Source organism: Paenibacillus sp. S33, from assembly GCF_053615415.1.
Genome location: NZ_JBSIEZ010000001.1, coordinates 4,250,859 through 4,264,238, shown reverse-complemented (window position 1 = coordinate 4,264,238; position 13,380 = coordinate 4,250,859). Strand labels below are relative to the sequence as shown.

The following is a 13,380-nucleotide window of genomic DNA, read 5'->3' as shown; positions in this document are numbered from 1 at the left end:
GCAGCCATTGAACCAAATAGCAACAGCAACTCATCAAAAATGAACCTAAAGAAGCCTCCGTATCCCGCCAAATTAGCGGTATGTAGGAGGCTTCTTTTTGAACTAAGCCGCTTCACGCAGCGTCATAATCCCTTTGTAGATGTTATAAACAAAAACTCCGAGATAGACCACTACGAATAGCAGTACAAAACCGATCACTGAACCTGCATGATTCGCGGTAATAATAAAATACACTAGCGGAATTGCCGCAATAATGGGGAAAATATGCGATAAAATAGCTTTTTTTGCATGTCCCTGAACATATTCGTCCCGTACTGCAATCCACACAATGACAGGCACTAGAAAAGGTGCGAAGAAAATGCTGAAATAACAAAGTGACGACAAAAGACCTCTCACGGCTCAACCCCTCCTTTATGCATGGTTCTTTGTACATAATACCCCGTTAGCGTCCAAATGATTCCTTTTGCAGCCCACTTCCCTACATCATGAAAAAATGCTTTTGACAGTTGCTCGAAATGTGATATAATAATCAATGCGCTGAATACATAAGGTATTATTGATCAGCATCTTGTCCCAGTAGCTCAGCTGGATAGAGCAACGGCCTTCTAAGCCGTCGGTCGGGGGTTCGAATCCCTCCTGGGACGTCGAAGCGTTCAGATATGTAAAGTTTGAACGAAATTAAAAATGCTTCAAATCCTTGATATATAAGGGTTTGGGGCGTTTTTTCTTTTATTGGGGTTACGATAGAAAACGTTAGAAAAAGGTGTGATCAATACACCTGTTTACTCAAATTATACACACGATTTTTACACGCTATATAAATGTTCAAAAATGTCTGTTGTTTTGAATCCTGTTCACGTAGCTCTTTCATAAGGTGGGCATATGTAGAGGTAGTGATATCTAATGAGGCGTGACCAAGCCGCTCCGAAACATACAGTAAACTAATACCTTTATATAGTAGCACGCCTGTTGAATAACCACAAAATGGTAGAAAAAAGATCGTCTTTTCTGTAGAATCGTTGGTACCATCCAAACGAATCCGTAAGAAGACGATCTCATGAAAAATTCTATCACGATTACATCTATCCTTCAATCCATGCTGACTCCTGAAGAAGTTCAAAGGGTTGTGAAGTTAATAGGTTATGAAGACAAAGCCCGCAAGTTTACGGTGTACCATTTACTCCAATACTGGTGCATGGCTGCGTTGGAACAATGGGGTAGCTATCGATCCAGCGTAGATTATGCGGCTCTCTGTGGCTTGCCCGTCGTCCACTACTCACGCTTTTCAACCAAAGCCGCCGAAGTCCCGTTTTCCGTATTTAAGGAACTTTTCCATCTACTCGCTTTACGATCAGAAAATGGGCAACCCCTTCAGGTGGTCGAAACGCTGGGCTCCAAGCATGATGGCCCCATGAGTGAAGCGTTGGCTCAACCGGACTACATTTTGGTGATGGACCGTGCTTATGGGAAACTGGAGCGTCTGGATCACTTCAAAACCCATGGACAATCGTTTGTCATTCGGCTTCGCGATAACGTCCATTTGGAAAAGCCTCATGCGCTACGTCGCCTTACGAAGCCAGATTCATCTGTCATTCGGGATATCACTTGCCAGTTGGGGACCCCTCAGTGTCGTTCCAGACAACGTCATCGTGTGGTGATGTTTCGGGATTTTGAAGGTCGGGAAATTCGGGTGGTTACCGATTTAATGCAGGTGACCGCAGAACAAATCGCACAGATCTATAAGGCTCGATGGCAGATTGAAGTCTTCTTTCGTTGGATCAAGCAACATTTGAATATTCCATCGCTGTTTGGTACGACTGAAAATGCGGTCTATGGGCAATTATTCTGTGCTCTAATCGTCTATGTCCTGCTCAATTGGCTATTTGTTGCTGCTCAGACTTCATGGTCCCAACATGCCGTTCTTTCCTTTGCGCGATTTTCTCGTCTATTTCTTCTTCAAAACTACCTGTTGAATGGCTGATTCAGATTCAGCGCGTTCTTCTTCAGTGCACCTCTTGTTTCATGAATTGAGTTACTTATTTTGGTTATTCAACAGGCGTGGCAGAATCTAAAAGTATCTATAATCATAAAGATTTATTCCACTTTTAGATAAGGATTGAGAAGACCATTTCAGCTAATTGCGGCTTTAGTTTAATAACAATCTTCCATAAAAGAGCGCGATTCTATAATAAGGATCAGTTCGTTTTCATTAAAGGGCCATATTATATCTTTTAATTTAAGTGAAACTGCCTAAAAAGTATGTTAATATCAGATTTAACAGACAGACAAACTAGTATTTATAGAGGCGAAATTATGAAAAAATATAGAATATATCAAGTAGACTCATTTACAAAAAATAGATTTCATGGTAACCCTGCTGGAGTTGTTCCAAATGCAAATGGACTTACAGATGAGCAGATGCAGAGAATTGCAAGAGAATTAAATAATTCGGAAACTGCATTTATTTTTGAAACAGATTCTTCAAATTATGATGTTGAAGTAAGATTTTTTACTCCAACAACAGAGGTTCCAATTTGTGGTCATGCAACAGTAGCAGCACATTATATTTATGCAATTGAGAGAAAAGCTGAAACTGGAAGAATTATTCAAAAAACAAAAGCAGGTATATTGCCTGTTGATGTTATAAAGTATGAAGATGACTATTCTATTGTAATGACACAGGGAGAACCTTCTGTATCAGAGCCTTTAAATGATGAAATAAGAAGTCAGATTGCAAATGCGTTAGGTATTTCTTGTAAAGATATTTGCATGGAATATCCAGTTGCAATATCTTCAACAGGTCATTCTAAGGTAATGGTTCCGATTTACTCCAATGAAATACTACATAGTTTAAAACCTGATTTGCAGAAGCTTACAGAAATCAGCAAGCATATTGGATGTAATGGATATTATGTTTTTACATTAAATCCACAAGAGGATATATTGGTTCACGGAAGAATGTTTGCTCCTGCAATTGGAATAGCTGAAGACCCGGTGACAGGAAATGCAAACGGACCGCTTGGAGCCTATTTGGTACACTATAACATTTTGCAAAATGAGAATGAGCAGTCTTTTGATTTTGATATTTTACAAGGTGAGGCAATCAAAAGAGAGGGAACAATGCATGTTCATGTGAAAAAGGAACAGGGAAAACCCGTATTAGTTCAAATTACGGGGAAAGCGGTTATTGCTTTTTCAACGGAGATCATACTTTAAAAAAGTCTAACAAATTTATCAATAAGCTTAATGACGGATTGTCAAGCCAAGTACAAACCCAATAACACCAACGTCCCAGCAAGTACTCCTGGGACGTATAGCAAAAAGCTTCCTACATGTAGGAAGCTTTTTTTGTGTTCCAGCAGGATAATTGATTCTAGCTTTATACCGTCGCCTTCTCCTTATGAGCAAAGAATTGAGGTAGATGCTCTTTGTGTGCTTCTAGCAATTCATCCAGTACGGTTTGAGCAATGTCCCCGCTTGGTACGAGCGGATTCAGGGTGAAGGCTTGCAGTGCTGTTGCATAGTCACCGGTGACCGCCGCTTCAATCGTCAGCTCTTCCATTGCCTTCATTACTTGCAGCAAGCCCCGCTGTGCAGGTGGGAATTTGCCAAAGTTGACAGGTTCGGCACCGTGGGCGCGAATAACACTGGTCACTTCGATGGCGCTATCATAAGGAACATCATCAATCGCACCATTGTTACGTGTACTAACGACCATCAATGTGCCTTTGTTGTTATAAATGGAATTAATGATTTCACAGGCTGCATCGCTGTAATGCGCACCACCGCGTTTGGATAATTCCTCTGGTTTGTAATCCAGATTCGGATCTTTATACAGTTCGAACAGACTTTCTTCCAGACGTTTGACCACTTGGCCCCGAGTTCCTTCGTTTTTGGCTTCCTCTAATTCTTCCTTGAGCATGTTATCCGTCATATAGTAATACCGATGGTAAGGACAAGGCAGCATTTTCAATTGACGAACTTGATCATACAGGAAGCGCATGTTCTTAATATTTTCAACGACTTTCTCTGGTTTTGCACCCGGAGCGTACAGTCCTTCAATAACTTGCTCTGTTAATTCGGCCCCTGTTTTGTCATAAACCTTGTGCCAATGAAGGTGGTTAATCCCTGCAAATTTAAAGAACAGCTCTTCTTCCGGTTTGTCCAGCACAGCTGATGCACTCTTGATCGCGCCGATTGGAACATTACATAATCCGATGACTTTATCCCACTGACCATAACGAAGCACGGCTTCGGTGACCATACCCGCAGGGTTGGTAAAATTAATCAACCATGCATTCGGACATAGTTCTTTCATATCTTCGACGATACTGAGGATAACGGGTATGGTGCGAAACGCTTTGAACATTCCTCCGGCCCCATTGGTCTCCTGACCGATCATGCCATGTTTTAACGGAATACTTTCATCCTTAATCCGGGCTTCCAGCAAGCCTACCCGAAATTGGGTCGTTACAAAATCGGCGTCCTTCAACGCTTCCCGACGATCCAGCGTCAAATGTACCTCACAATCAATGCCTGCGGCCTTCACCATCCGTTTGGCCATAGCACCTACGATCTCCAATTTTTCACGTCCTGCCTCAATATCTACCAGCCACAATTCCCGAATGGGAAGCTCTGCATAACGTTTGATGAAGCCTTCTACTAGTTCTGGTGTATAGCTGGAGCCTCCGCCAATGGTTGCAATCTTTATGCCTTTTTTCATAGTTAGTGCCTCCTAAGTATGTTTTGTAAACCGCTTTCTTAAGCACAAATTCACTGTAATCCCTGTAATGCATTACAGGTCAAGCGCTTTTAAAAAACTTATTTTGGGAAGGTGACAATTATAGGGCGGACACTACGAACATGCTAGACACGAACATGCTAAAATAGAAAGAACGAGGTGAGAAAAATGGCGAATATTCATGAAATTGCAAAGCTGGCGGGGGTATCCTCGGCTACGGTATCCCGTGTCATTAACAACCATCCGTACGTGAGTGAACCCACAAGGCAGCGTGTGCAGGAGGTCATAGATCGGCTGGATTATGTTCCTAATTTAAATGCGGTATCTTTAAAAAAAGGCATGACCAAGCTCATAGGGATTATTTCACTTTCTTTTAATGATTCATTGGGTTTATTTGTGCGTGGATTTACAATGTATGCCCAGGAGCATGGCTTTAATATAGCGCTGTTTATTACGAATGGGGAGAAGGGGCGAGAACTTGAGGCGCTGGAAATGTTGCGGAGAAAGCAACTGGACGCCTTGGTCTGCATGATTCGCGTCAATGAGTGGAGTGTGATTGAGCATTATACAAAATATGGTCCGATTGTGACCTGGCAGCGTGTAAACATTGAGGCAATCCCGTCTGTATTTATGGATCAGTATCAGGGCTATACGCTGGCATTGGAACATTTGTACGCCCGAGGATATCGGAAAATTGTGAATGTGTACGGCAGCATGCGGGGGTTGAATACAAAAGAACGCATTCGAGCTTATCATGACTTTTGCGAAAAATATGATTTGGACGCTGAGGCCTTCCCGCATTTTTATGATTTAAATTCAATAGCAGCTGGTGAACAAATAGCTCATTGGTGGGCAGAACGAGCACAAACTGACAGGCCGGACGCCTTTGCCTGTTCTACCGATTATTTGGCAGCAGGTCTTTTGACTGAAGCGCGTAGGCTAGGTGTTTCTGTACCGAGTGATTTTGCAGTAGTAGGCTTTGACAACACCGAAATCTCGCATTTGCTTGATTTAACTACGATCCATTACCCGATAGACAAGCAAGCTGAGAATGCGTTCATTATGATTCGAAATGCCCTCGAAGGGCTGGATGAAACGATACATCATCTGGAATTCAAATTAGTAGAGCGAGCGACCACCTGATTCCAAAAGGGACTTCATGTTAGTGGTTATTAATTTCCATATTCAAGTTTATATAGTATGAATAATGGAAGAAAAATGTTGACACATGTTAAAACTTGGTGAATAATTTGAGGTGAAAGTATAAAATTTGGATTTTTTGTATGAAGGGTGGTTATGACTTGGGACATACACCTACGATTTTGACGAAGTTAGAGGATTATTTAGGGGAAAACAATTTGACGCTGGCACAATTTGCCGAACATTCAGGTGTTCATCAAAGAACACTTAATAATTGGATTGCCAAGCATCGTCCTGTTGCTATACATCAGCTTGATCGAATCACTTGGGCTATGGGACTACCAGAAGGTTTTTTTTACGAACTATACATAGATAACTACATCATTGAGCGTTCCCCGGATTGGAGGCGAATTGAGCCGTTGTTGTTTCGCTGTGCGGAACTGGACAAGTTGGATGCTATCCAGCTTGTAGTGGGACATATTATGGACAACCTTCTATATTCCCCAAAGTTATTTGATGCAGCAGAAAAATTATTCGCACAAGGTCAGCACAATGCTGCATTGTTGCTCTACGAAGGGATTGCGGAAGGCGAGAAGTACCAGCATTCTGAACGTTTGGCTATCTGTCAGTATCGTCTGTTTACCATTCAGGTGGGTAACAATCAGATTCGAAATCTCAAGGCGGCTACACGATTTGAACCCTTTGTCGAACGTCTGAATGAAATAGATCAACTCGATGCGTTAAAAGATTTGGCGAATGTGTATCGTTCTCTGCGTGAATGGGACAAGCTCGATGCAACTGCTCGAAAAATGAGAGCCAAAGCGGAGATCCAATATTCTTTGAAACATCAACAGAAAAAGCGAGAGTGGGAGGAGTCTGAAAAGAGGCTGAGTCGCCCGATGTTTGTGTACATTACCTATGCTGATTTACTGTGTGCGAGTGTCTGTGAAGCCCAAGGCGATTATCAGCAAGCACTACAATTTACAAATGCCTACGCAGATTTAGATTGGGTGATCGAGACAGACCAGAAAACTCAACACTGGGTCAACTTGTTCAAGCATTGGGCAGAAGGTAATACTTATGTAAATAAACTCCTATCTGGAGATACGAATGTGCTTCCTCATTATGTTGAATATATTGCATCCACATCAATCACTACCGAGAATGAAAAGCTATCCAAGTTGCTGAACGTTATGATAGCTGCTAACCGATATGCAATAGATATCAATGATGTCCTTTCACGTTTTGAAGTGGAGATTAATTCTTTTGCTCTGCTATCACAATCTACTGATATGTACACCCAACAAGTGATGCCGGATTATTTTGCATGGTTTGGTTATGAACTGGCTTATTACTATTTAAGACGGGGAATGTTCAAAGATGGCTTTAAACACTTAATATATGCATTGGTAAAAGCCCACATACTAAATAATGAGACTTATTTTATAAACTGTACGGGACTTTTTGCACATTTCCAAGCACATGCGCTTCCCGAAACAAGGGAAGAGTATTTCAAACTATTAGAAAAGGTGTGGTTAGACAATGTTGAAAAAAATGATTCTGCTGGTCATCGCAGCTAGCTTCTTGTTTATTTTATCAATGCCTGTTCAGTCGCATAACCAAAATCAAAGAATAACGCCTCAAGTACAAATTGGAGGTGCTTAAAACGGTTAGGTTGTATGTTCTAATATTCATTGAATCTTTTTATGAAAAAGAGCCTCGGTCCCGCTTTATTAGTGGAGACGGAGGCTCTTTTACGTGGATTTTGGGGTTTCGCTGTTTATGCAAACTTTTGGGATGTTCTTTTTTTATTAGGCGCATTATTTGAAAATCCAAAAAACGTCTTTTTGTTATAAAATATGACATATAGGAGGGATCATGCTGATGAATCAAAGTGTGACTTTACTTTGTGTCGAAAGAGCTAGGAAGAAACTGTACCAGGTCCAGAAAAAGTATGGATTTTTAACACATCCCAAAGTAATAGAACAATCTAAAAAGCTGGATGATCTGTTGAATCAATATCAAACATGTAGATCGGATCATTGAGAAATGAGACCATATTTTTCTTTAATTCCTTGACCGCACCTCTAACCTGCTCTGTCTGTGTCACGGCTGAAATCACCGCTACACCATCTGCACCTGCACGTGCGACTTCCTCAACACGGTCCACTGTAATACCTCCGATCCCAACAATCGGCACATCAATTCCCGCTTTACGCATCTCATATAAAATTGCCGGTCCCTGTACGGCACGGGCATCATCTTTCGAGATGGTGGGATAGATGGGCCCGACGCCGAGATAATCAGCACCTTGCAGGATGGCTCGACGTGCTTCCTCAATGGTATGGGCGGAGACGCCTAAAATTCGATTTCCGATTCGCTCGCGGACGGAATCGGCGGATTCATCGTCCTGACCGATGTGAACACCGTCGGCGTCGAGTTCAAGAGCCAACTCCACATTGTCATTGATGATGAAGGGGACACCAGCGTGACGGCACAGTTCCTGTAGCTGGCGCGCGAGTTCGAACATAGGAACGCCCGTTAACGCGCCGAGACCCTTTTCTCGGAACTGGACCATGGTTGCCCCGCCAGCCAGAGCCTCCTGCACGACCCAGCCTGGTTCCGCGAGGCAATTCACGCTTCCAAGCACCAGGTATATCTGTAGATGGCGGCGCACCACCTCTGACAATATTCTGCCGCTCATAGAAGCATCTCCTGACGACGGCGGTAGGCCCAATGATTGGTTGGGCCGTGTTCCTGTCCCAGAGACAACGTATCCTCAATCGCCGCCTGGATGAAGGCTTTACCATTCGAGATAGCCTCCGGTACGGACATCCCTTTCCCTAATTCCGCGGTAATCGCTGCCGAGAAAGTGCACCCTGTTCCGTGTGTATGAACAGTCCGTACTCGCTTGCCGCTCAGCTCTATAAAGGCGGTTCCGTCAAAAAGCAGGTCAACAATCTGTCCGCTGCTCTCGCTCTCGTCAGCGTGACCACCCTTGATCACAACGAATTTTGGTCCCATACTGCTAATATGTCTCGCAGCCTCGCGGCGATCCTCCATCGTATGGATACTGATCCCTGTCAGGGCTTCCGCCTCCGGGATATTCGGTGTAACGACCAGGGCCAAGGGGAGCAGGTCGTCCTTCAAAGCCTGCACCGCTTCCAGCTGCAGCAGTTCAGCGCCTCCCTTGGCAATCATCACGGGATCGACGACGACCTTTTTCCAGCCGAACTTTCGGATCTGCTCGCTCACAAGACGGATGATGCCGGCATTAAATAGCATGCCAGTCTTCAGGGCATCCACTCCAAGGTCTAATCCTACGGCTTCGATCTGTTCCGCTGTTGCTTCCTCTGGTAGCGGATATACGCCGTGGACTCCTAAGGTATTCTGTACGGTAACGGCTGTAATAGCCGACATGCCGTACACGCCAAGTTCTTGAAAGGTTTTGAGATCAGCTTGAATTCCGGCCCCGCCGCCACTGTCCGAACCAGCAATCGTCAGCGCTCTGGGTACACGAACGTCTGTCATCGCGCACCACCTGCTGCTGTTGTTCCGGCTTCATGGATAGAGACATGCCCCTCTAGTGAACCTGTATGCAGTTTGGCCAGCTCGTCGAGAAAGGCAATCTGGAAGCTGCCGGGCCCCAGCTCTGCGGTACGTGCTGCGGCTCGAGAAGCTGCTGCACCGTAAAATGCCAAACCTGCTGTACCTGCGAGCAGCAGGTTGGGTTCAACAGCTGCAAAGGCACCTAACACAGAGGTCAGCAGGCAGCCTGCTCCGGTTACCTTCGTGAGCAGCGCGTCTCCGCCGCTAATCATTCGTGCTTCGGCCCCATCGGTGATGACGTCCTCTTTTCCAGTAATGACAACCATCGTATTGAACGTTCGAGCAACCCGAATTGCCAGATCGACATGGCCGCTGTCAGCACTGTCACCGACATCTACGCCTTTAATCTCACGCGCTTCTCCAACAAGATGTGCGACTTCGGCTGCATTGCCCCGCACCAATGAGATTTTGACTTCACTCAGGATTCGCAGTGCCGATTCAGTTCTAAAGCTCGTTGCTCCCGCACCGACCGGATCTAGCAGCACCGGAACACCGTGTGCATTCGCCGATTGTCCAGCAATGATCATGGCATCCACCAGTTCGCGGTTCAGTGTACCGATGTTTAACACGACGGCGCCTGCTATTTTTGCCATATCTGCTACTTCCTCAGGTGCATAGGCCATCACCGGGGAGGCGCCCAATGCATACAGACCGTTGGCCGTAAAGTTGGTGACTACCACATTGGTCATATTGTGAACGAGGGGTTTGCTGTTTTGTACCTTCGTCAGGAGATCCGAATAACTTTTTTTCCATGTACTCATAATGATTATCCTCTCTATAGTTGGTGGTTCAACAGGGCATTAACCGTACTTCACACATTGAATCGCCAGGCTGACTATTCCAAGACCGCTGCCTGCATCTGGACCGGCCATTCTTCCTGCTTATAAGCCATATCCCAGAACTTATATTCCAGCTGGCAGCTCAGTATAAAATGCTCAATCATCCGCTCCCGCTCAGCAGCCGTTGCGTCTTTCGCCCAAGCATCTACACGTTCTCGGAACTTGTGTGTTGTATCATCAAGCTGGTCTCCATAGAAGCCCATCCATTCATAGAACGGATGAGACTCATCCGGCTTTACTTCATCCAGCAGCCTGCGACCAATCTCGGCATACGTCCACATACATGGCAGCAGCACAGCCAAGATCTCGCCCAGGCTACCCTCATGCGCAACTGTCAGCATGTGACGGATATAGTGATGAGCCGACGGAGCGAGCGGATATCCCTGCAACTCTTCATAGGTCACCCCTGCGACAGCACAGAAATTTTGATGCGGATGAACCTCGCTGTGGAGAATAAAAGAGATTTGTTCATTAAATACAGCCATATCCTCCCGATTCGTGCATTTGGAGATTGCGATACCGTATATCCGCATGTAGGCGTTCAAATATTCAAAGTCCTGTTTTACATAGTGAATCAGCTGTCCCCTTGTCAAACTTCCTTCAGCAATACCTCTCACAAAGGGGTGCTCAAAAATCGCTTGAAAAATGCCGTCCGCCTGCCGACGGAGTTCTTGTGTAAAACTCAATTTCCCCACCTCCATCAAATTGAAGAGCAAGAAGTCCTGTAAGAATATAATTCCGGAACAACGCTAAAAAGCCGCCCCGGAAAAATGGGAGCGGCTTCAACAATAGGCCCAATACGCAAAAAAACGTTTGAAACCTTATATACGAAGGCTCCACTTTCCTACGCTAGTACGAACTAGATCAGGTTCAAAGGGTCCAAGATACGTTCTTGTCTCAGCCATAGCGGCTCCCCTAGTGGACTTCTATTCTTTTGACTATTACTGTACATACGTTCATACGCTATGTCAAACATAGTGTGCAAAATATGAAATTTCCTCTAGTTAGGTGTTTTGAGCTTAGTGAGGGTGATGAATTACACTTTCCACAGCTTTGACCTTGGCATATTCCGGTTTCCACATTGCATCTCGTATAGCTTGTTCCACATCTGAAATGTGCGCCTGAGCTACCTGATCCTGTATCGCGGCTTTTGCAACCGCAATCGCAACAGCGTACGAAACTTCGCGTAATTTTCGGATATGAGGGAGTAGCGCACCGCCAGGCGTATTCGAATCTACACCATTGGCAACAGCAACTGCTGCCGCTGTAAACATCGCAGGGGTAATCCTTTTGGCTTTAACCACAATCGCACCCAGACCCAGTCCCGGAAAAACAAAGGCATTGTTCGCCTGTCCAATCTCAAATTTCGTACCGTTATAGGTGACGGGCTCAAAAGGACTTCCGGTTGCAATCAATGCTTTGCCATCGGTCCACCGTATCAAATCCTCGGGTACTGCTTCTGCAAGGTTTGTAGGATTGGACATGGGCATAATGACCGGGCGTTCTACATGTTTCGCCATCTCCTTGATGATCTCTTCAGAAAAGGCACCTGCTACACCGGAAGTTCCAATCAATATCGTAGGCTTCACCTGACGAATGACCTCTAGCAGTGGTATTTTGCCGTCACCCGACCGGGTCCATGAGCTGACTTCATCCTTTTTGCGCACATATGGTTTCTGATACTCCAATACGTCTTCCATATCTTCCATTAACAGCCCGCGATAATCAAAGGCCCAAAAGGACTTGAAGGAATCTTCTGCGGAAAGGCCGTCCTCGATCATAGCACCCCGAATTTGATCAGCATTACCGATTCCTGCTGCCCCTGGACCGAAAACAAGTATTTTTTGTTCACGCAGCGGAGTCTTGGTGACACCCACCGCCGAAAGAATCGCAGCCAAGGTCACCGCTCCTGTACCTTGTATATCATCGTTGAAGGTGAGTATACTTTGACCGTATTTTCCTATAATATGGCGTGCATTTACGCTACCCACGTCTTCCCAATGTAAAAGCGCCTTTGGGAATTGCGCTAACGTTTTGCTGATAAAAGTATCAATAAACTGGTTATAGGCTTCTCCGCGAACCCGTTTATGGCGGTTTCCGATGTACAGTGGATCATTCAGCAGCTTTTCATTATTTGTACCTACATCTAGTACAATTGGCAGCACCCGCCCGGGATGAATGCCTGCCGCAGCCGTATACACTGCAAGCTTGCCGATAGCAATGTTAATCCCCCCGACGCCCCAGTCACCAATCCCTAAAATACTTTCGGAATCTGTCACGACGATCAGATCCACATCATGACCACTCAAACCAGAATTATGGAATGCTTGTCCAATACCGTTCGGGTTATCTATCGACAAATATATGCCTCCAGGGCGGTTGTACTCGTGACTATATTCTTGAATCGCGGTTCCTACGGTCGGCGTGTAGACTACGGGCAGCATTTCACTCAAATGATCGGTTAGCAGCCGGTAGTAGAGTACGACATTTCGGTTGTGAAGGTCGTTGAGAGAAGCGTTTTTTCGCAGCATGGTGGGTTGCGCCAGAAACTGCTGATATGCCCGTACGCTCTGTTTCTCCAATGAAAGGACGGTTGGAGGAAGGATTCCTTCCAAACCCAGCTCCTTGCGTTCTTCTTCTGTAAAAGCGACACCTTTGTTCAAAAGGGGATTTGCCAACACATCCTTTCCCCGTAATGGAGTAGATAATGACCCATCGCGATTGACATAAAATGCTTCCATAGAAAGACCTTCCTTCTCTTCATTTTCATAACTATTCATAACGAAAGATGACATGTTGTCCATAGTATGGACGTGCAAATATGTTTTATTCTTGCATTTATCTATGACAAAATAACCATATTTGTTTCTTTCTAATGATATATAAGAACTAACTTTCAATATAGATTCGCTAACCATTCCTGATGACTTTGGTTCTAATGAATCAGGTCTAAATGCTCTGTTTTTATCAAATATGAAAATTAGTTTTTCTTCTCTTATCTCCATATATATCATGGAGTGTCAGTTATTTTGTTAAGAAAATATGAAGCAT

Annotated in this window: 12 protein-coding genes, 1 tRNA gene and 1 riboswitch; of the genes, 6 read left to right on the top strand and 7 right to left on the bottom strand. The window is 44.6% G+C overall.

The window, feature by feature from the left end:
* Nucleotides 1-102: 102 nt before the first annotated feature.
* The gene (locus ACWGXJ_RS19360) at nt 103-396 is read right to left on the bottom strand and encodes a DUF4870 domain-containing protein (protein WP_016324668.1); all 294 of its coding nucleotides are present in this window, start codon (nt 394-396) and stop codon (nt 103-105) included.
* A gap of 174 nt (nt 397-570) precedes the next feature.
* Here ACWGXJ_RS19360 and ACWGXJ_RS19355 point away from each other — a divergent pair.
* From ACWGXJ_RS19355 to ACWGXJ_RS19345, 3 genes are all read left to right on the top strand, one after another.
* Nucleotides 571-644 (top strand) — tRNA-Arg (locus ACWGXJ_RS19355).
* A 413-nt stretch (nt 645-1,057) separates the two neighbouring features.
* Entirely contained in the window at nt 1,058-1,981 is a 924-nt protein-coding gene (locus ACWGXJ_RS19350) for an IS4 family transposase (protein ID WP_452567414.1), read from the top strand.
* Between the two features lie 332 nt (nt 1,982-2,313).
* Complete coding sequence (locus tag ACWGXJ_RS19345) at nt 2,314-3,216, top strand: PhzF family isomerase (RefSeq protein WP_069290241.1); 903 nt, start codon at nt 2,314-2,316, stop codon at nt 3,214-3,216.
* Nucleotides 3,217-3,379: 163 nt separating this feature from the next.
* On the opposite strand, the gene ACWGXJ_RS19340 is transcribed toward ACWGXJ_RS19345, so the two are convergent.
* Nucleotides 3,380-4,723 (bottom strand): 6-phospho-beta-glucosidase, encoded by a 1,344-nt coding sequence (locus ACWGXJ_RS19340; protein ID WP_013311670.1) that lies wholly within the window; start codon nt 4,721-4,723, stop codon nt 3,380-3,382.
* Between the two features lie 186 nt (nt 4,724-4,909).
* Between ACWGXJ_RS19340 and ACWGXJ_RS19335 the strand changes: the two genes are divergently transcribed.
* From ACWGXJ_RS19335 to ACWGXJ_RS19325, 3 genes are all read left to right on the top strand, one after another.
* A complete protein-coding gene (locus ACWGXJ_RS19335) occupies nt 4,910-5,884 on the top strand; it encodes a LacI family DNA-binding transcriptional regulator (protein ID WP_061828852.1) in 975 nt (324 codons plus the stop codon).
* 140 nt (nt 5,885-6,024) lie between these two features.
* On the top strand, nt 6,025-7,461 hold the full coding sequence (locus ACWGXJ_RS19330) for a helix-turn-helix domain-containing protein (protein ID WP_452567413.1): 1,437 nt from the start codon (nt 6,025-6,027) through the stop codon (nt 7,459-7,461).
* A 298-nt stretch (nt 7,462-7,759) separates the two neighbouring features.
* Complete coding sequence (locus ACWGXJ_RS19325; RefSeq protein ID WP_080682975.1) at nt 7,760-7,927, top strand: aspartyl-phosphate phosphatase Spo0E family protein; 168 nt, start codon at nt 7,760-7,762, stop codon at nt 7,925-7,927.
* Here ACWGXJ_RS19325 and thiE read toward each other — a convergent pair.
* The 5 genes from thiE to ACWGXJ_RS19300 all read right to left on the bottom strand — a co-directional run bounded on the left by thiE (nt 7,872) and on the right by ACWGXJ_RS19300 (nt 13,070).
* On the bottom strand, nt 7,872-8,585 hold the full coding sequence (gene thiE, locus ACWGXJ_RS19320) for a thiamine phosphate synthase (protein ID WP_452567412.1): 714 nt from the start codon (nt 8,583-8,585) through the stop codon (nt 7,872-7,874). The genes ACWGXJ_RS19325 and thiE overlap by 56 nt on opposite strands.
* Nucleotides 8,582-9,412, bottom strand: coding sequence for a bifunctional hydroxymethylpyrimidine kinase/phosphomethylpyrimidine kinase (gene thiD / locus ACWGXJ_RS19315; protein ID WP_452567411.1), 831 nt, complete (start codon nt 9,410-9,412; stop codon nt 8,582-8,584). Before thiD ends, thiE begins: the two co-directional genes overlap by 4 nt.
* Entirely contained in the window at nt 9,409-10,251 is an 843-nt protein-coding gene (gene thiM / locus ACWGXJ_RS19310; protein ID WP_452567410.1) for a hydroxyethylthiazole kinase, read from the bottom strand. Before thiM ends, thiD begins: the two co-directional genes overlap by 4 nt.
* A gap of 74 nt (nt 10,252-10,325) precedes the next feature.
* The gene (tenA, locus tag ACWGXJ_RS19305; protein ID WP_452567409.1) at nt 10,326-11,015 is read right to left on the bottom strand and encodes a thiaminase II; all 690 of its coding nucleotides are present in this window, start codon (nt 11,013-11,015) and stop codon (nt 10,326-10,328) included.
* Between the two features lie 138 nt (nt 11,016-11,153).
* Nucleotides 11,154-11,256: riboswitch (TPP riboswitch) on the bottom strand.
* A 92-nt stretch (nt 11,257-11,348) separates the two neighbouring features.
* On the bottom strand, nt 11,349-13,070 hold the full coding sequence (locus tag ACWGXJ_RS19300) for an oxaloacetate-decarboxylating malate dehydrogenase (RefSeq protein ID WP_440723107.1): 1,722 nt from the start codon (nt 13,068-13,070) through the stop codon (nt 11,349-11,351).
* Nucleotides 13,071-13,380: the final 310 nt, after the last annotated feature.